Genomic DNA, 17,544 nt, shown 5'->3' with positions numbered 1-17,544 from the left:
ACGGTCGGGGGAAGAGCGGTGGGAAGGGTTCGGAAAGGGCGAGAGGCGATCACCAGGCCACGGGCAGTTCGTACACGCCGTAGACGGACCCGTCGTGCTTGAACGGGACCTTCTCGATCTCGCCGGCCAGCCGCAGCCCGGGAATGCGCCGGTAGAGGGTGCTGTACGCGACCTGGAGCTCCATCCGGGCCAGTGTCTGGCCCAGGCACTGGTGCACCCCGAAGCCGAAGGCCAGGTGGCGGCGGGCGTCGCGCCGGAGGTCGAGCCGGTCGGGGTCCTCGAACACGTCGGGGTCCCGGTTGGCGATGTCGTTGGGCGCGATGACGCCCTCGCCCGCGCGGATCACCTCCCCGGCGACCTCGATGTCCTCCAGGGCCACCCGGCGCCGCCCGTTGTGCGTGATGTTGAGGTAGCGCAGCAGCTCGTCCACCGCCGAGGCGACCAGCGCCGGGTCGTCGGTGTCGCGCAGCAGGGCAAGCTGGCCGGGGTTCTCCAGCAGGGCGAGCGTGCCGAGCGCGATCATGTTCGCGGTCGTCTCGTGCCCGGCGATCAGCAGGAGGACGCCCATCTGGGCCACCTCTGCGCGGGTCAGCTCACCGGCCTCGACCTTCGCGACCAGTCCGGACAGCAGGTCGTCGGTGGGGTGGGCGATCTTCTCGCTCATCAGCTCGTCGAGATAGCGGATCAGCGCCCCCGACGCGGCGGCCCGCTCCTCCGGTGTCACGTCGCGGTTGATGAGGACCTTGCTGCTCTCCTGGAAGAACTCGTGGTCGCCGTACGGCACCCCGAGCAGTTCCGAGATCACGAGCGAGGGCAGCGGCAGGGCGAACGTCTGGACGAGGTCGACCGGGGTGGGGCCGGCCAGCAGGCCGTCGATCAGCTCGTCCGTGATCTTCTGTACGGCGGGGCGCATCGCCTCCACGCGTTTGAAGGCGAACGGCGCAGCGACCATCCGCCGCAGCCGGGCGTGCTCGGGGTCGTCCATCAGGATGAACCCGATCGACGCGTTGCCGGTGACGGGGGCGCTGCTCGGGTAGCCGGGCCGGGTGATGTCGGCGCTGAGCCGCGGGTCGCCGAGCAGGGCGCGCTGGTCGGCGTAGCGGGTGACCAGCCACGGAGTGCTGCCGTCCCACAGCCGCACCTTCGCGAGCGGCCCCTCCTGCTGGGCGTCCCGCAGCTCCGGGGGCGGGTCGAACGGGCAGCGCGCGGCCCGTTCCATCGGAAATCCCGGCAGGGCGCTCTGGTGCTCGTCCGACGGGTTCAGCGTGCTGGTCATCGATCCCTCAACTCTCCTCGGAAGCCGTCCTTCCGGTGTGATCAGGCAATCCCATCCCGTAACCCGAGTCAAGCAAGTGACTTAAATCCGCGCGCGTCACCCACCCGATCCGGCCACCGGCCCGAGCCACGGCATGCCGTCCGAGGCGTCGTCCGGGCCGGAGCGGGCACCTGGTGCACGATGGGGCGAGGTCCGGCGAGCGCCCGCCGCGCGGCGACCGGGGTCACCGCGCGGCTTCGGAGACGAGGCGGAGGAGGCAATCGTGACCAGGCACGAGGGCGGTACGGCCGACCGACCGAACCGGGGACGGGCGGAGACCGAGGACGAGCGGGCGGACCGGCAGTGGCATGAACTCATCCAGGAGATCCGAGTCACCCAGACCGGCGTGCAGATCCTCTTCGGCTTCCTGCTCACGGTGGTGTTCACCCCGCACTTCCAGGAGTTGGGGGCGACGGACAAGAACACGTACCTCGTCACCGTCGTGTGCGGCGCCCTGGCCACCGGCGCGCTGATCGGCCCGGTCGCGCTGCACCGGATCGTCTCGGGGCGCCGGATCAAACCGCAGGCCGTCGCCTGGGCCTCCCGGCTCACCTTCGCCGGCATAGTGCTCCTTCTCGCGACGCTGACCTGCGCGCTCTTCCTGGTGCTCCGCGTGGCCGGTCATGACCCGTACGTACCGTGGATCGTCTCCGGGGTGGTCGCCTGGTATCTGCTCTGCTGGTTCGTGCTGCCGCTCTGGGTCCGTTTCCGCCACACCGCCACCCCGTGAGCAGGGCCGGGGACCCGTGAGCACGGCCGGAAACCGTGGCGCGCCATGTGGACGCGCCCGTTCGCCGCGCGAGGTTTCCGTTCCCAAGGGACCGGCTAAACGCCCCACATGCCACAATTCGGATACACGATGATGACGGAACAGGCGGGCCCGCGCGCGCTCGTGGAACATGTCGTCGGTGCCGAGCGGGCCGGGTTCGACTTCTCCGTGACCTCGGACCACTCCTCCCCCTGGCTCGACTCCCAGGGGCACTCCCCGTACGCCTGGAGCGTCCTGGGAGCGGCGGCCCAGGCGACCTCGCGCATCCCGCTCATGACGTACGTGACCTGCCCGACCAGGCGGTACCACCCGGCGGTGATCGCGCAGAAGGCCGCGACGATGCAGTTGCTGTCCGAGGGCCGGTTCCGCCTGGGCCTCGGCTCGGGCGAGCAGCTCAACGAGCATGTGGTCGGTGGCGGCTGGCCCTCAGCGCCGACCAGGATCGGGATGCTCGAAGAGGCGGTCGGGATCATCCGTGCCCTGTTCGCCGGCGGCACCGTGCACCACCGGGGCGCCCACTTCGAGGTGGACAACGCCAAACTGTGGGACCTCCCCGACGAGCCGCCGCCGCTGGGCATCGCGGTCTCGGGGGAGCGCTCCTGCTCACTCGCCGGGCGGCTGGCCGATCTGGTGATCGCCACCGAACCCAGGGGTGAACTCCTCCAGGCGTTCGACGCGCACGGCGGTACGGGAAAGCCGAAGGTCGGTCAGCTCCCGGTCTGCTACGACACCGACAGGGCCGCGGCCGTCGCCCGCGCCCACGACCAGTTCCGCTGGTCGGTCGGCCCCTGGCCGGTCAACTCCGAACTGCCCAACCCGGCCGCGTTCGCCGGGGCCACCGCACACGTACGCCCCGAGGACATCGCCGAGGCCATTCCGTGCGGCAGCGACCCGGACGTCTTCACCGAGGCGGTGAAGCCGTACATCGAGGCGGGCTTCACGGAGATCGCGCTGATCCAGATCGGCGGCGACCACCAGGAACCGTTCCTCGCCTGGTCGGAGAAGACCCTGCTGCCCGCCCTGCGCGCGCTCTGAGGCTCTGAGCCTCAGAATCACCCGGCCCCCCAGCGACCGGCGCTCCGGCAGGCGCGGTCGCCACGTCAGCCTGCGATGTGCGCTGCCTGCTCGCGGAGTTCCTGGGCCTCCGGCACTCCGCTGTACCGCCGAAGGCGGCAGGTCCTGGAGGGCGGCCTGGACCTTCACCGAGCGGATGCCGTCGGCGCAGTCGAGGAAGCCGCGCCAGGTGGCCATGGCTCCGCCGACGTCGCCTCGGCGGAGGCGGACGCCGCCGAGGTCGGCGAGGACGATGGCGCGGGTGCGGCGGCGGTCGAGGCCGTGGATGTCGAGGGCCAGGTGGAGATGTTCCTCGGCAGCGTCGAGGTTGCCGAGACGGGAGAGGATCATGCCGGATCGTGGGCCCACCGGCCGGGGGAGTAGTGGGCGGCCCAGGAGTCACCGCCTGGGTGAGGTGGCGGACGGCCAGGTGGCGGGCGCGCCCGGACGACCAGATCAAACGCCACTGCGTACCACGCAGGGGCCGGCCCGAGGATGTCGCGGCCCTGGTGGCGTTCCTCGCGGGCCCCTCCGCCTCGTTCATCACCGGACAATCGGTCCACGTCGACGGCGCCGGCTGCCGCACTGAGACCGTCGACAGGCAAGGAGACAGACATGATCGAACGAGTCCGCGCCGTCCTCGTCACCGCTGACGACACGATGCTGGTCATCCGCCGCACCAAGCCCGACATCCCCGAGTACTGGGTACTGCCCGGCGGCGGCGTCGAACCCGGCGACGACTCCCGGGAGGCCGCCCTCCACCGGGAGATCCACGAGGAGATCGCGGGGAAGGCCGACATCATCCGCCTCCTCCACACGATGGAGTCCGACGACGAGCGTCAGCTCTTCTACCTCGCTCGCATCGCGACCTGGTCCTTCGATGACCGGACCGGTCCCGAGTTCAGCGCCGGGGGTCGCGGCGCATACGCGCTGGAGGAGATCCCGCTGACCGTGGCGGGGCTCGACGGCATCGACCTCACGCCTGAGGAGATCGCCCACGTCCTGCGGGGAGCCGTCAGCGCCGGAAGCCTCGGAGGCGAGGCATCGCTCTGAGCCTTCGAGCACGGGGTCAGCCGGACCAGGTCCAGTCGGCCACCTCGGGCAGGTCCGTGCCGTGCTCGCGGATCCAGGCGTGGTGGCGGGTGCGTACGTCCGCCATGGCCTGCCGTACGGCGACGGCCCGGACGCCGAGCCCCGGCACCCGGTCGATGGTGTCCATGACCAGCCGGTAGCGGTCGAGGTCGTTGCGGACCACCATGTCGAACGGGGTGGTGGTCGTCCCCTCCTCCTTGTAGCCGTGTACGTGGAGGTGGGCGTGGCCCCTGCGGCGGTAGGCGAGACGGTGGATCAGCCAGGGGTAGCCGTGGTACGCGAAGATCACCGGCTTGTCGGTGGTGAACACGGCGTCGTACTCGGAGTCCGTCATCCCGTGCGGGTGTTCGTCGTGCGGCAGGAGCCGTGCCATGTCCACGACGTTCACCACGCGTACGGACAGCTCCGGCAGATGACGACGCAGCAGGTCGGCGGCGGCCAGGGTCTCCAGAGTGGGGACGTCCCCGGCGCAGGCCAGCACGGCGTCCGGTTCCCGGGAGCCGTCCTCCGTACCGGCCCACGGCCAGACCCCCGCGCCCCGCGCGCAGTGCGCGCGGGCCTCGTCCAGGGTGAGCCAGTCGAAGCCGGGCTGTTTGCCGGCCACGATCACATTGACGTAATCACGGCTGCGCAGCACATGATCGGCGACGGAGAGGAGCGTGTTGGTGTCCGGCGGCAGATAGACCCGTACGACCTCGGGGCTCTTGTTCAGGACATGGTCCACGAAGCCGGGGTCCTGGTGCGAGAAGCCGTTGTGGTCCTGGCGCCAGACATGGGACGTCAGAAGGTAGTTGAGGGAGGCGATGGGGCGGCGCCAGGGCAGCCGCCGCGAGGTCCGCAGCCACTTGATGTGCTGATTGACCATGGAGTCGACGATATGGGCGAACGCCTCGTAGCTGGAGAACAGCCCGTGGCGGCCGGTCAGGAGATACCCCTCCAGCCAGCCCTGGCAGAGATGTTCGGAGAGCACCTCCATCACCCGCCCGTCGCGGGCGAGATGCTCGTCCGTGTCGAGCGTCCCGGCCTGCCACGCCTTGGACGTGGCGTCGTAGAGCGCTTCCAGCCGGTTCGAGGCGGTCTCGTCGGCGCCCACGACCCGGAAGTCCCGCCGCCCCCTGGTGGCCTCCATGATGTCCTTCAGCAGGAGGCCGAGCACCCGGGTCGGTTCATGGACGGCCGTACCGGGCCTGTCCACCCGTACCGCGTACCGCTCCAGCGGCGGGACCGGCAGCTCCCGCAGCAGCAGACCGCCGTTGGCGTACGGGGTCGCGCCCAGCCTGCGGGTCCCCTCAGGAACGTGTTCGAGTACGGCGGGACGGGGGGCGCCCGTCGCGTCGAACAGCTCGTCGGGGCGGTACGAGCGCAGCCACGCCTCCAGTTGGCGCAGGTGATCGGGGTTGTCCCGGACACCGCTCAACGGGACCTGGTGCGCACGCCAGGTCCCCTCCACCGGCAGCCCGTCGACCTCCGCGGGGCCCGTCCACCCCTTGGGCGTACGGAGCACGATCACGGGCCAGGCGGGCCGCCCGGTCTCCGCGCCGTCGCGGGCGGCGTGCTGGATCTCGGCGATACGGTCGGCGGCGCGGTCCATCGCCGCGGCCATGGCGGCGTGGACGGCGGACGGCTGGTCGCCGGTGACATAAAGGGGTTCGTGTCCGTAACCGCGCAGCAGGGAGTCGAGTTCGGCCTGCGGCAGCCGGGCGAGCACGGTCGGGTTGGCGATCTTGTAGCCGTTGAGATGCAGGATCGGCAGGACGGCGCCGTCGTGCACCGGGTCGAGGAACTTGTTCGCGTGCCAGGAACCGGCGAGCGGTCCTGTCTCCGCCTCCCCGTCGCCGATCACACAGGCGACCAGCAGATCGGGGTGGTCCAGCGCGGCTCCGTAGGCGTGGGCGAGCGAGTAGCCCAGTTCACCGCCCTCGTGGATCGATCCCGGGGTCTCGGGGGCGACATGGCTGGGCACGCCCCCCGGGAACGAGAACTGCCGGAACAGCCGCTCCATTCCCGCCCGGTCCCGGCTCACATCCGGATACGTCTCGGAGTACGTGCCCTCCAGCCAGGAGTTGGCCAGGACGGCGGGGCCGCCGTGGCCGGGCCCCCAGACGCACAGCGCGTCGATGTTCCGCGCCGTGATGAGCCGGTTGAGATGGGTGTGCACGAGGTTGAGGCCGGGGGAGGTCCCCCAGTGGCCGAGCAGCCGGGGCTTGATGTGCTCCGGCGCCAGCGGCTCCAGGAGCAGCGGGTTGGCCCTCAGATAGATCTGGCCGACGGCCAGATAGTTCGCGGCGCGCCAGTGCGCGTCGAGCGCCGCCAGCTCCCCGGCCGTCAGCTCACCGACCACCTGTTCACCGGCCGCCGGTTCACCGGCCGCCGGTTCACCGGCCGCCGGTTCACCGGCCGTCGTCCGTGCTCCGGCCGTCCGGTTCCCGGTGCCCACACTGTCCTCGCGCATGCTCGTCTCTCCTGCTGAGGCCGGAGGCCGGAAGGCCGCGGTTTCGGTCAAGGCTGTCGGAGTGCTTGCCTGCCCGCCGCCTCGGCGGCAGCGGCCTCGGTGGTCTGGCTCCGGGTGCTCAGCCCGCCACCGGCGTTCTCCAGGTGCGCCCGGATGAACCACTGGAAGAGTTCCAGGCTACGGAGGTGCTGGATCAGCAGGTCCTGGGTGACCGGGTCCAGTTTGTCGACCGCGTCGACCGCCCGCCGGTGATCGGCGACGATGCCGGAGTACACGACGTCCAGGGCCCCGAGATGCTCGATGGCCTCGGCGCGGCCGACGGCGTAGTCGTCCCAGCCGCGCTCCCTGACCAGGGCGCCCGGGGTACCGGCGGGCGAGCCGCCGAGGGTGGAGATGCGCTCGGCGGTCTCGTCGACCATGCCGCGGACGGCGTCCACCTGCGGATCCAGCATCTCGTGCACCGCGATGAAGTGCGGCCCGACGACGTTCCAGTGGACATGCTTGAGGGTCAGGGCGAGATCGTTGAGGGCGTGCAGCCGCATCCGCAGCAACTGGATGGTCTCTCCGCCCTCCGAGGCCGTCATACCCGGAACGGTGTACCGCGGGTCGTTCTCCGATGTCATGAGGTTTCCCTTCTTGTCGGCCTCTGTCGGTTCCGCCCCATCGGGTACCACGGGCTCGCCGGCCCAAACACCGCGCCGGGCACCGGCCGGCTCCGCACCGGTCCTGGCCGGTGCCTCCGTGTGGAAGCCGTACCGGGACCATCTGGAAGCCGTACCGGGACCATCAGCCGGAACACCCCCAGGTCAGCGGCCGAGCGCGCGGGCGAGCTGCTGCTTGGTCATCGAGGAACGGCCCTCGACACCACGCTTCCTGGCCTCGGCGTAGAGCTGATCCCTCGTGGGCCCCTGGGCCCCGCTGTGCGAACGCTGACCGCCGCGCTGCGAGGCCGACTTGGGGTCGCGCAGGGATGTCCTGCTCGCGGTCCTGGACTCCCCCGCCCTGGCCCGTTCCTTGTTCACCGTCCGCGCCGCGATCTCCTTCGCGCGCCCGGGTGAGGTGCCGCGCTTCTCGGCGCCCTCCTTGATGTGCTCGTACTGACGCTCGCGCTTGGAGCTGGAACCACTCGGCATGACACTTCTCCTCACGGTCGGGCGGCCCGTGCGCGGGCTCGCCTGGGGTGGTACGGATCCCCTCCCGGCGTCGTGACTCCGGGGCGTGACTCCGGCGTCCGTTGCGCGTACCCACGACGCGCGGGTTCTCACATCACGGGCAGCGTGGACGGGGCCCGACGGGGTCCTGCCACCACTCCACGCGCCCGGACCCGGACCCGCCACAGGGAGACGGCCGGACGAGTCAGGGCCACCCGTGGGCCACTCCCCGGGATCCGTACTAGAATCTGTACAGAATCAAGCCTCTATACAGGTACGGTGACAGCATGGAGATTCCTGAGGTCGTGACCGTCAGCGACGCACGCGCGAGACTGTCGCGGATCCTGACCGACCTGTCGGAGTCCGGCGCGGATGCCGACCCGATTCTGATCGGCGCCCACCGCAAGCCCCAGGGCGTCCTCCTGTCCGTCGATGCCTTCGAGGCGCTGAGCGGCCGAGCGGCACGACGTGCGGCCGTCGCCTCGGCCACCGGCTCCATCGAGGCCGAGGGGCTCCATGCCTCCCCTGCCTCCGACCGCGACACCGAGGCGTACGTAAAGGGCGACCTCGACGCGGACACCCTTGTCGCCCGCGCGGTCGCCCGCCACCGACAGACGTCGGAGCGGCGGGCAGGGTGAACGATCCGTACGCCATGCCCAACGGTGTGCTGCGCAACAAGCTCGGTATCGGTGACAGCAATCTGATGGAGCAGATGCTCGACGAGCTGGTCACCACGAGCTGACGCCCGTGACCCCGACCGGGTCCATGTCCCGCCCCGTGGCTCTTTCCAAGGCAAAGCCGCAGGTGGCGGGGAAGGCGGCAGACGAGTCGGGCTGTACGCCGGATTTTGTCGCTCGGTCGCCTCGCGGCGGCCGGGGAGACGGCCATCCATCTAGGACCGGCGTTGCCGCCGGTCTCGTGCGGTCTACCCGCGGACTCGGGCGGGCAGCCCTCGATCGTCCGCGCAGGGACGCCGTTCCTCGCGGAACGACGACCCCTCTTGACCTTGCTCCGGGTGGGGTTTACCGAGCCGTCCGAGTCACCCCGGACGCTGGTGGTCTCTTACACCACCGTTTCACCCTTACCTGGGCCGTCCTCTTCAGAAGAGCACAGCCCCGGCGGTCTGTTTTCTGTGGCACTGTCCCGCGGGTCGCCCCGGGTGGGCGTTACCCACCACCCTGCCGTGTGGAGTCCGGACGTTCCTCGGCAAGATCGAAGATCTTGACGCGGCCGTCCGCCCGGCTCGTCTGCCGTGCTGGCCATCGTACCCGGCCGGGCCACCACCCGTGGTCGCGGCTTGACCTCGTGGTCGCGGCTTGACCTTGCCGCGACGTCAGGGTTTGTACTGAGCCCATGAGAATCGCCGAGATCGCCGCGCTCGTCGGGGTCACCTCCCGTGCGGTGCGCCACTACCACCACGTGGGCCTGCTGCCCGAGCCCGCGCGGCGGCCCAACGGTTACCGGGACTACTCGGTACGGGACGCCGTTCTCCTCGCCCGGATCCGGCGGCTGACCGAGCTGGGGCTCTCCCTGGACGAGGCGCGGGACGTTCTCGCCGACGACGCCGGGCGCGAACTCGCCGAGGTGCTGAGCGAACTGGACGACGATCTGGCCCGGCAGGAGGCGAAGATCCGGGAGCGCCGGCGCCGGCTCGCCGAGCTGATGGAGTCGCCACCGACCGCCGACGGGCCGCTCTCCCCCGGGCTCGCGCGGTTCCTGCACTCCCTGCCCGCCGTCGACTCCCCCGCCGCCGCCACGGACCGTACGCTGCTCGTCCTGCTCGACCGGTACGGCGAGGAGAGCGGCGACGGCGCGATCGGGGGCGAGGGCGAGGGCGCCGGGGGTTTCTACGACGCGCTGCACGCCCTCGCCACCGCCCCGGAGACCCTCGACCTCTACCGGCGGCTCGACGAACTCGCCGACGCCCCGCCCGACGACCCCCGGATCGCGCCTCTCGCGGACGACCTGAGCGCGCTCGCGACCGACGAGATCCTGGCCGCGATACCGGACGGCGACGGCCCGTCCCTCGACGGGTTCGGGGACGCCCTGCTCGCCGAGTACAGCCCGGCCCAGGCCGAGGCCGTACGCCTGACCATGGACGCGCTGGCGCGGCGGGTACGGGAGCGGGCGCAGGAGCGGGGGCGGGCGTCGTGAAGCGCGTTGCGTGGTTCGCCGTACCCGTGTGCGAGATCGGCCTGATCGTCTGCCTGCTCGCCGGGGTGTCCCTCCCCACGCCCCTGCTTCTCGCCGCCGAGGCGGTGGTACTCGTCCTCGTCGTCATGGAGGCGCTGATCCTGCGCCGCCACTACGCCGCGGCGCGGCGCTCCGGCACCGGGCGCCGGGACGCGCTGGCCGCGGCCGTCCGCACCGCCGTGCCGACCCCCGTACGGCGGCTGACCGCCCAGGAGATACGGAGCTGGGGCAGCCTCGTGCGCTGGACCGCGCGGCGTACGCACGGGGTGGGCGAGGCCGATCTCCCGGTTCCGTACACCGGACCGCAGACGGCGATGCTCTACGGGCTGCTGTTCGTCGCCGTCGTCGAGACGGTGGCACTGGCCCTGCTGATCCCCTGGCCGCTGGTGCATCTGATCGTACTTGTGCTGGACGTGTACACGGTGCTGATGGTGCTGGGGCTGCACGCGGGCTGTGTGACCCGGCCCCATGTCGTGGGCGCCGACGGCTCGTTGAGGATCCGCTACGGCACCCTCTTCGACCTGCGGATCCCGGCGGCCGACATCGTCTCCGTACGGGCCGACCGGCGCTTCCCGGACGGCGGGCTCCTCCAGTACACCCCCGCGAAGGAGGGCGAGGACGGAGGCGGGGTGCTGGATCTCGTCGTGGGCAGCCAGACGACCGTACGGGTGGAGCTGTCGGCGCCCGTCCTCTTCGTACGGCCGCTCGGTGCGACGGGCCGGGCGCGGGTGGTCCGGTTCCACGCCGACCGTCCTGAGGAGCTGGTGAAGGCGGTCAGGCAGGCGCTGCCGCCGAGTCCGGGGGTACGGGGGTGAGGGCGGGCGGGGCGGAGAGGGGACCCCGGGCGTTCACCTACGCTGACGCGTGGGCCGCACCCCGTCGTCCGGTTCCGTCACGCCCTCCGACCTCCGAGGAGAACCACCGTGCTCGTGCTGTTGCCGCCGTCGGAAGGAAAGGCCGCTTCCGGGCGCGGCGCTCCGCTGAAGCCGGAGTCGCTGTCGCTGCCCGGTCTGGCCGGGGCGCGCGCCGCCGTACTGGACGAGCTGGTGGAGCTGTGCGCCGCCGACCGGGAGAAGGCGCGCGAGGTACTCGGGCTGAGCGAGGGGCTGCGCGGCGAGATCGCCAAGAACGTGGAGCTGCGCACGGCGGGCACCCGGCCGGCCGGGGAGATCTACACCGGCGTGCTGTACGACGCGCTGGGCCTGGCCACGCTCGACCCGGCCGCGCGCCGGCGGGCGGGGAAGTCGCTGCTGGTCTTCTCCGGGCTGTGGGGCGCGGTACGGATCGGTGACCGTATCCCCTCCTACCGCTGCTCGATGGGGGTGAGGCTGCCGGGGCTCGGCGCGCTGGGCGCGCACTGGCGCACGCCGATGGAGTCGGCGCTGCCGGCGGCGGCGGAGGAGGCCGGGGGCGGTCCCGTACTGGATCTGCGGTCGTCGGCGTACGCGACGGCGTGGAAGCCGAAGGGCGAACTGGCCAGCCGTACGGCGACGGTACGGGTGCTGCACGCGCAGACTGATCCGGTGACCGGCGTGGAGAAGCGGTCGGTGGTCAGCCACTTCAACAAGGCGACGAAGGGCCGGCTCGTACGGGATCTGCTGACCGCGGGCGCCCGGCCGAAGGATCCCGCGCACCTGGTGGAGACGGTGCGGGAGCTGGGGTACGCGGTGGAGGCGACGGCTCCGGCGCGGGCGGGGCGGCCCTGGGCGCTGGATGTCGTCGTCACGGAGATCCACTGACGGCAGGTCCACTGGCGGGGACCCGGACCGGCCCGTTGCGCCCTGCGCAACGGGCATTGCGCATCGTGAGGGCGAGCGGCAGGATGACCCCATGACCTCCGTGCTCGACCTCGCCCCCGTGATCCCTGTCGTCGTCCTCGACGACGCCGCCGACGCCGTACCGCTCGCCCGCGCCCTGGTCGCGGGCGGGCTGCCCGCCATCGAGGTGACGCTGCGGACGCCCGCCGCGCTGGACTCGATCCGCGCGATCGCTGCGGAGGTGCCCGGCGCGGTGGTCGGCGCGGGCACGGTCCTCACACCCGGCGCCGTGACCGCGTCGGTGGCGGCGGGCGCCCGCTTCCTGGTCAGCCCGGGGTGGACGGAGACGCTGCTGACCGCGATGCGGGACTCGGGCGTACCGTTCCTGCCGGGGGTGTCGACGACGTCCGAGGTCGTGGCGCTGCTGGAGCGCGGGGTGACGGAGATGAAGTTCTTCCCGGCGGAGGCGGCGGGCGGCAGGCCCTATCTGAAGTCGCTCGCGGGACCGCTCCCCGACGCCCGCTTCTGCCCCACGGGCGGCATCACCCTCGCCTCCGCGCCGGAGTATCTGGCCCTGCCCAACGTGCGCTGCGTCGGCGGTACCTGGCTGCTCCCGGCGGACGCGCTCGCGTCGAAGGACTGGGCCCGGGTCGAGACGCTGGCGCGCGAGGCCGCCGCGCTGGGCGGGAAGCACGGGGCCTGAGCCGCCCCATCACGATCCTGAACCGCCTCCGTCATGGCCGGATTCAGGCGAGTTCCGCCGTGGCGTACACCTTCACCGGGCGGTAACCCAGGCGCTGGTACAGGGCGTTGGCCGTCGGGTTGGCGTTGTCGGCGAAGAGCAGCACCTCGTCGGCGCCCGTCCGCAGGGCCGCCTCGCCGACCGCCGAGGTCACCCCCGCCGCGTATCCGCGTCCACGGTGGGCGGGCGGCGTGTAGACGGGGGCGACGCGGATCTGCCCGGCGATGAGCGGGGCGTGGCCGGCCAGGGAGACCGGGACGCCGTCCACCTCCCAGAGGAGCAGCCGCCGTTCCTCGATCCGGGCGACCGCCAGGGCCCTCCGGTCGCGCGCGGGCGGGTCCCCGATCTCCTCGGCGAACGCCGTCAGCCACTCCACCGCCAGGGGGATGTCCTGGGCTGCCGCGTACCGCGCGCGGCCCTCGGGCGCGGGGTCCGGCGGGGTCGGTTCGCCCAGCCGGAAGAGCCGCATACCGTCGGAGAGCCGGTACGGGGGCGCGTTCCCCGCGCCGGGCCGCCGCGCCGTCCACGCGGCGCCGAAGGCCTCGACGTCGGCGACCCGGCCCCGTACGCCCGACGGCGGGGTGCCGTGGCCCGCCGGGGTGCCGCCCAGCGTCCTGGCCAGTTCGGCGGCGGCCCGCGCCGGCATCGTGCCGAGGAACGGCGGGTGCGGCGGGGTCTCCAGGAAGGCGCCGGTCACCGGGGCGTCCGCGGTCTCCCGCCACCAGCCGAACCGTACGGGCCCGGCGTACGCCACGCCTCCGGTCCGCAGCGATTCGCTGACCGTGAGCAGGATGGTGTGACGCGCGGCGTCGGCCGCGAGGTACGGGTCCGCCGCGCCGCGGAACTCTTCGACGTCGTCGGTCAGTTGCCAGCTCATGCCGGTCATCGTCCTACGGCGGACCCGTCCCTGGCCAAGCCCTTTGGGGCTAGGCCATGTCGTTTGGCCGTCAGCGCAGGTGCGAGGTGTCGTTGAAGAGCCGCACCGACGCGTTGCCGTCCGCGTAGTACGCCACGACCGAGACCGACGCCGCCGACAGCTCCATCCGGAACAGCGACTCCTGCGGGGCGCCGAGGGCCAGCCGTACCAGCTCCTTGACCGGGGTGACATGCGTGACCACCAGGACCGTACGGCCCCGGTAGCGGTCGAGGAGGGCGTCACGGGCCGCCGCGACGCGCCGTCCCACCGTCGCGAAGCTCTCGCCGCCGCCGGTCGGCTCGACGTCGGGCGAGGCGAGCCAGGCCGTCAGGTCGTCCGGGTACCGCTCCTGCGTCTCGCCGAAGGTCAGGCCCTCCCACGCGCCGAAGTGCGTCTCGCGCAGGCCCTCTTCGATCCGTACGTCGAGACCGAGCCGGTCGGCGACGGCCTGCGCCGTCTCGCGGCAGCGGCGCAGCGGGGACGAGACGATGTCCTGGACGGTGCCGCGCGCGGCCAGCGCGGTGGCGATCGCGTCGGCCTGGCGGCGGCCGATGGCGGACAGTTCGGGGTCCGTGCCGCCGCTGCCGGAGAAGCGCTTGTCGGGGGTGAGGGCGGTCTCGCCGTGCCGGAGCAGGACGAAGGTGGCGGGAGGGCCGAGGTCGGCGGCGCCCCAGCCGACGGACGAGGAGGACTCGGAGGAGAGCGGGACGTCCTCCGCCTCACGGGCGGGCTCACGGGCTGCGGCGGCGGAGGCGGAGGCGGCCGAGCGTGCCGCGCCCGCGTCGAGGGCCGCCGTGGAGGCCGAGGCCTCCCACTGGCGGCCCTGCTTGCCCGCGTCCATCGCCTCGTTGGCCAGCCGGTCCGCGTGCTTGTTCCGCTCGCGCGGGATCCACTCGTACGTGACCTGGCCCGACGGCAGGATCCGTCCCGCCTCGGCGGCCAGCGGCTTCATGTCGGGGTGCTTGATCTTCCAGCGCCCCGACATCTGCTCGACGACGAGCTTGGAGTCCATCCGGACGCGCACCCGGGCGCCCGGGTCCAGCGCCTTCGCGGCCTTCAACCCGGCGACCAGGCCCTTGTACTCGGCGACGTTGTTCGTCGCGACACCGATGAACTCGGCGGCCTCGGCGAGCGGTTCACCCGTGGTCCCGTCGAGGACGACGGCGCCGTAACCCGCGGGCCCCGGGTTGCCCCGGGAGCCGCCGTCCGCCTCCACGATGAACGTCCGCATCAGGGGGTCACAGCCCCGAGTCGGCGGTGCGGACCAGGATGCGGCGGCAGTTCTCGCACCGCAGCACCGCGTCCCTGGCAGCCGCCTTGACCTCGTTGACCTCGGTGATGTTCAGCTCCAGCTGGCAGCCCTCGCAGCGCCGCCGGAAGAGCCGGGCCGCGCCCACCCCGCCCTGCTGGACGCGGAGCTTCTCGTACAGCTTGAGCAGGTCCGCCGGTACGGAACCGGCGACGATGCCGCGCTCCTTGGTGACGGTCGCGGACTCGGCGTCGAACTCCGCGACGGCGGTGTCCCGGCGCGTGGCGGCGTCGTCGGCCTTGGCCTGGACGGCGGAGACCCGCTCGGTCAGCTCGGCGACGCGCTCCTGCGCCGACTCGCGGCGCTCCATGACCTCCAGGACGACGTCCTCCAGATCGCCCTGGCGCTTGGCGAGGGAGACGATCTCGCGCTGGAGGTTCTCCAGGTCCTTGGGCGAGGTGACCGTGCCGGAGTCCAGACGCTGCTGGTCCCGTACGGCGCGCTGGCGCACCTGGTCGACGTCCTGCTCCGCCTTGGTCTGCTCGCGGGCGGTGTCGCTCTCCTCGGTCGTCGCGGCGACCAGCAGGTCGCGGAGTTGCGCGAGGTCCTTGGTGAGCGACTCGATCTCGGCGTGCTCGGGCAGCGCGGTGCGCTTGTGGTCGAGCTGCGACAGTCGTACGTCGAGGGCCTGGACGTCGAGGAGTCGGATCTGGTCTGCGGGCGCGGCGTTCAGTTGGGGGCTCCTGAGGAGTGGTGGGCTGACCAGGGGTCGGTGACCGTCTTCGAGACGTGGACCCGCAGGTCCCAGCCGTGGCGGTCGGAAATCTCGTCGAGCTGGGCGGCGGCCTGCTCGCACCAGGGCCATTCGGTGGCCCAGTGCGCGGCGTCGACCAGCCCGAGCGGGCTGTGCTGCGTGGCCTCGGAGACCGGGTGGTGGCGCAGGTCGGCGGTGAGGAAGACGTCGACGCCGGCCGCCCTGACCTGGTCGAAGAGGCTGTCGCCGGAGCCGCCGCTGACCGCGACCGTACGGACGAGGGCGTCCGGGTCGCCGGCCACGCGGATGCCCTGTGCGGTGGCGGGCAGCCGGTGCGCGACGCGGGCGGCGAAGTCGCGGAGGGTGGCGGGATGGTCCAGCTCGCAGACCCGGCCGAGGCCGCGCCGCCCGGCGGGGTCGGTGGGGTCCGGGACGAGGGGCCGTACGACCCGCAGGTCGAGGGCGCCCGCGAGGGCGTCGGAGACACCGGGGTCGGCGCTGTCGGCGTTGGTGTGCGCGACGTGCAGCGCGATGCCGTTCTGGATGAGGGTGTGCACGACGCGGCCCTTGAAGGTGGACGCCGCGACCGTCGTCGTACCGCGCAGATAGAGCGGGTGGTGGGTGACGATCAGATCGGCGCCGAGCCGCAGGGCCTCGTCGGCGATGTCCTGGACGGGGTCGACCGCGAACAGGACGCGGGTGACCGGGGCGTCGGGATCGCCGCAGACCGTGCCGACGGCATCCCACTGCTCGGCCCGCTCGGGGGGCCAGAGGGCGTCGAGCGCGGCGACTACGTCGGCGAGACGGGGCACGGAGGGGACTGGAGGCACGGAGCAAAGGCTACCTGCCCTGGCTGTCGCGCCCACCATGCCTGTGGATACCGCCGGTACCCCCGGCCCGGGAGGCACCAACGCCCCGCCCCGCCGCGCCCCCGCCCACCGGCTCCCCGCCTCCGGTCGGCCGTCGCCCCGGCTACTTGACGAGGTAGCCGCGCAGGTCGTCCAGGACCAGTTCGGCGGACGTCACGCCCAGTCCGAGGTACCAGGTCTCGTCGTCGACGTCCTTGGCGTGACCGTCCTTGACGGCCTTCAGGTTCTTCCACAGCGGGTTGGAGCGCGCGCTGTCACGCTGGGTCTTCGCCGGGTCTCCGTACACCCCGGTGAAGATCCAGTCGGCGTCCGCGTCGTCGATCCTCTCCGGGCTGATCTCCACGGCCAGATCCTCGACCTGCTGGTTCTCGGGGCGCGGCAGGCCGACGTCGTCGAGGATCGTGCCGATGAAGGACGCCTTCGCGTACAGCCGCAGCCGGTCCGGCATGTAGCGGACCATCGAGACGGTCGGCTTGTCCGGCCCGATCTCCTTGCCGAGGGCCCGCGCCTTCTTGTCGTACGCGGCCAGCGCGGCCTTCGCCTCGGCGGTGCGGTCCAGCGCCTGGGCGTTGAGGAGGTGGTTCTCCTTCCAGGTGAAGCCGGGCCGGATGGCGAAGACCGTGGGGGCGATCGCCGAGAGCGCCTTGTACTTGTCCGCGGCGCGGAGCTGGCTGCCGAGGATCAGGTCGGGCTTGAGGGCCGCGACGGCCTCCAGGTTGAGGTTGTTGATCGTGCCGACGTTCTTCGGGCTGCCCGCACCCTTCTTCAGATAGCCGGGGAGCGACGCGTCGCCCTCGGTCGGGGCGTAGCCGACCGGCTTCACCCCGAGCGACACCACGTTGTCCAGTTCGCCGACGTCGAGCACGACGACGCGCTCGGGGCGCTTCTTGAGTTCGGTGGTGCCCATGGCGTGGGTGATCGTGCGCGGGAACTCGCCCGCCTTGGCGTCGGTCCCGTACGAGGCGGTCTTCTTAGCCGCGTCGGCGAAGTCCTTGCCGCCCGTGGCGACGGCCGCCTTCTTCCCGCCTCCGTCGCCGGAGCCGGCGTCGCTGTCGGAGGAGCCGCCGCTGCCGCAGGCCGCGAGGGAGAGGGCGGCGGCGAGCGCGACGGCGGCGGCCGTGCCACGGCGTCTTATGGACATCTTCAAGCTCCTGACAGGGTCACTTAGGGTCGCCTTACTCTAAGCGCCGCCCTCTGTGCCAGCACACCCGCCCCCGCACTTTCAGTCGAAT

General features: G+C 72.1%; 19 protein-coding genes and 1 other RNA gene. 10 read left to right on the top strand and 10 right to left on the bottom strand.

From position 1 onward, the window contains the following. Positions 1-49 precede the first annotated feature (49 nt). Positions 50-1,276, bottom strand: coding sequence for a cytochrome P450 (locus tag ACIBJC_RS23320; RefSeq protein ID WP_399295432.1), 1,227 nt, complete (start codon positions 1,274-1,276; stop codon positions 50-52). A 259-nt stretch (positions 1,277-1,535) separates the two neighbouring features. Here ACIBJC_RS23320 and ACIBJC_RS23315 point away from each other — a divergent pair, with 259 nt between their 5' ends. From ACIBJC_RS23315 to ACIBJC_RS23295, 5 genes are all read left to right on the top strand, one after another. Next, positions 1,536-2,045: a DUF6328 family protein gene (locus tag ACIBJC_RS23315; protein ID WP_399296019.1), complete on the top strand. Its 510-nt coding sequence runs from the start codon at positions 1,536-1,538 to the stop codon at positions 2,043-2,045. A gap of 108 nt (positions 2,046-2,153) precedes the next feature. Then, the gene (locus tag ACIBJC_RS23310) at positions 2,154-3,119 is read left to right on the top strand and encodes an LLM class F420-dependent oxidoreductase (RefSeq protein ID WP_399295430.1); all 966 of its coding nucleotides are present in this window, start codon (positions 2,154-2,156) and stop codon (positions 3,117-3,119) included. Between the two features lie 75 nt (positions 3,120-3,194). Continuing rightward, a complete protein-coding gene (locus tag ACIBJC_RS23305) occupies positions 3,195-3,521 on the top strand; it encodes a hypothetical protein (RefSeq protein ID WP_399295428.1) in 327 nt (108 codons plus the stop codon). Further along, positions 3,497-3,790, top strand: a complete 294-nt coding sequence (locus ACIBJC_RS23300) for an SDR family oxidoreductase (RefSeq protein WP_399295426.1) — start codon at positions 3,497-3,499, stop codon at positions 3,788-3,790. The genes ACIBJC_RS23305 and ACIBJC_RS23300 overlap by 25 nt, the downstream gene beginning before the upstream one ends. After that, complete coding sequence (locus tag ACIBJC_RS23295) at positions 3,753-4,190, top strand: NUDIX domain-containing protein (RefSeq protein ID WP_399295423.1); 438 nt, start codon at positions 3,753-3,755, stop codon at positions 4,188-4,190. The genes ACIBJC_RS23300 and ACIBJC_RS23295 overlap by 38 nt, the downstream gene beginning before the upstream one ends. A 16-nt stretch (positions 4,191-4,206) precedes the next feature. On the opposite strand, the gene ACIBJC_RS23290 is transcribed toward ACIBJC_RS23295, so the two are convergent. The 3 genes from ACIBJC_RS23290 to ACIBJC_RS23280 all read right to left on the bottom strand — a co-directional run bounded on the left by ACIBJC_RS23290 (position 4,207) and on the right by ACIBJC_RS23280 (position 7,814). Further along, positions 4,207-6,681 carry a phosphoketolase gene (locus ACIBJC_RS23290; RefSeq protein WP_399295421.1) on the bottom strand — a complete coding sequence of 825 codons (2,475 nt, stop codon included), beginning with the start codon at positions 6,679-6,681 and terminating at the stop codon, positions 4,207-4,209. Between the two features lie 47 nt (positions 6,682-6,728). After that, complete coding sequence (locus ACIBJC_RS23285) at positions 6,729-7,304, bottom strand: Dps family protein (RefSeq protein ID WP_399295419.1); 576 nt, start codon at positions 7,302-7,304, stop codon at positions 6,729-6,731. Between the two features lie 183 nt (positions 7,305-7,487). Then, a complete protein-coding gene (locus ACIBJC_RS23280; protein ID WP_399295417.1) occupies positions 7,488-7,814 on the bottom strand; it encodes a plasmid stabilization protein in 327 nt (108 codons plus the stop codon). Positions 7,815-8,119: 305 nt separating this feature from the next. Between ACIBJC_RS23280 and ACIBJC_RS23275 the strand changes: the two genes are divergently transcribed. Then, positions 8,120-8,470: a type II toxin-antitoxin system Phd/YefM family antitoxin gene (locus ACIBJC_RS23275; RefSeq protein ID WP_399295415.1), complete on the top strand. Its 351-nt coding sequence runs from the start codon at positions 8,120-8,122 to the stop codon at positions 8,468-8,470. 182 nt (positions 8,471-8,652) lie between these two features. Here ACIBJC_RS23275 and rnpB read toward each other — a convergent pair. Beyond that, an RNA gene (gene rnpB / locus ACIBJC_RS23270) (RNase P RNA component class A) lies at positions 8,653-9,078 on the bottom strand. Between the two features lie 107 nt (positions 9,079-9,185). On the opposite strand from rnpB, the gene ACIBJC_RS23265 reads away from it, so the two are divergent. The 4 genes from ACIBJC_RS23265 (at position 9,186) to ACIBJC_RS23250 (ending at position 12,485) form a co-directional block, all read left to right on the top strand. Beyond that, positions 9,186-9,986 (top strand): MerR family transcriptional regulator, encoded by an 801-nt coding sequence (locus tag ACIBJC_RS23265; RefSeq protein WP_399295413.1) that lies wholly within the window; start codon positions 9,186-9,188, stop codon positions 9,984-9,986. Continuing rightward, on the top strand, positions 9,983-10,840 hold the full coding sequence (locus ACIBJC_RS23260) for a hypothetical protein (RefSeq protein WP_399295411.1): 858 nt from the start codon (positions 9,983-9,985) through the stop codon (positions 10,838-10,840). The genes ACIBJC_RS23265 and ACIBJC_RS23260 overlap by 4 nt, the downstream gene beginning before the upstream one ends. Positions 10,841-10,948: 108 nt before the next feature. Then, the gene (yaaA, locus tag ACIBJC_RS23255; protein ID WP_399295409.1) at positions 10,949-11,764 is read left to right on the top strand and encodes a peroxide stress protein YaaA; all 816 of its coding nucleotides are present in this window, start codon (positions 10,949-10,951) and stop codon (positions 11,762-11,764) included. Positions 11,765-11,855: 91 nt separating this feature from the next. Beyond that, the gene (locus tag ACIBJC_RS23250) at positions 11,856-12,485 is read left to right on the top strand and encodes a bifunctional 4-hydroxy-2-oxoglutarate aldolase/2-dehydro-3-deoxy-phosphogluconate aldolase (protein ID WP_399295407.1); all 630 of its coding nucleotides are present in this window, start codon (positions 11,856-11,858) and stop codon (positions 12,483-12,485) included. Between the two features lie 43 nt (positions 12,486-12,528). On the opposite strand, the gene ACIBJC_RS23245 is transcribed toward ACIBJC_RS23250, so the two are convergent. The 5 genes from ACIBJC_RS23245 to ACIBJC_RS23225 form a co-directional block, all read right to left on the bottom strand. Further along, positions 12,529-13,401 carry a GNAT family N-acetyltransferase gene (locus tag ACIBJC_RS23245; protein ID WP_399295405.1) on the bottom strand — a complete coding sequence of 291 codons (873 nt, stop codon included), beginning with the start codon at positions 13,399-13,401 and terminating at the stop codon, positions 12,529-12,531. Between the two features lie 70 nt (positions 13,402-13,471). Then, positions 13,472-14,671, bottom strand: coding sequence for a bifunctional RNase H/acid phosphatase (locus ACIBJC_RS23240; RefSeq protein WP_399295403.1), 1,200 nt, complete (start codon positions 14,669-14,671; stop codon positions 13,472-13,474). Positions 14,672-14,678: 7 nt separating this feature from the next. Continuing rightward, the gene (locus ACIBJC_RS23235) at positions 14,679-15,422 is read right to left on the bottom strand and encodes a zinc ribbon domain-containing protein (RefSeq protein ID WP_399296017.1); all 744 of its coding nucleotides are present in this window, start codon (positions 15,420-15,422) and stop codon (positions 14,679-14,681) included. After that, the gene (locus ACIBJC_RS23230) at positions 15,419-16,255 is read right to left on the bottom strand and encodes a Nif3-like dinuclear metal center hexameric protein (protein ID WP_399296015.1); all 837 of its coding nucleotides are present in this window, start codon (positions 16,253-16,255) and stop codon (positions 15,419-15,421) included. Before ACIBJC_RS23230 ends, ACIBJC_RS23235 begins: the two co-directional genes overlap by 4 nt. 160 nt (positions 16,256-16,415) lie before the next feature. Further along, positions 16,416-17,453, bottom strand: a complete 1,038-nt coding sequence (locus ACIBJC_RS23225; protein WP_399295401.1) for an ABC transporter substrate-binding protein — start codon at positions 17,451-17,453, stop codon at positions 16,416-16,418. Between the last annotated feature and the right edge of the window lie 91 nt (positions 17,454-17,544).

The sequence above is a fragment of the Streptomyces sp. NPDC050509 genome (assembly GCF_044457965.1).
In the GTDB taxonomy this organism is placed as follows: domain Bacteria; phylum Actinomycetota; class Actinomycetes; order Streptomycetales; family Streptomycetaceae; genus Streptomyces.
This window is presented reverse-complemented; position numbering and strand designations above follow the sequence as displayed.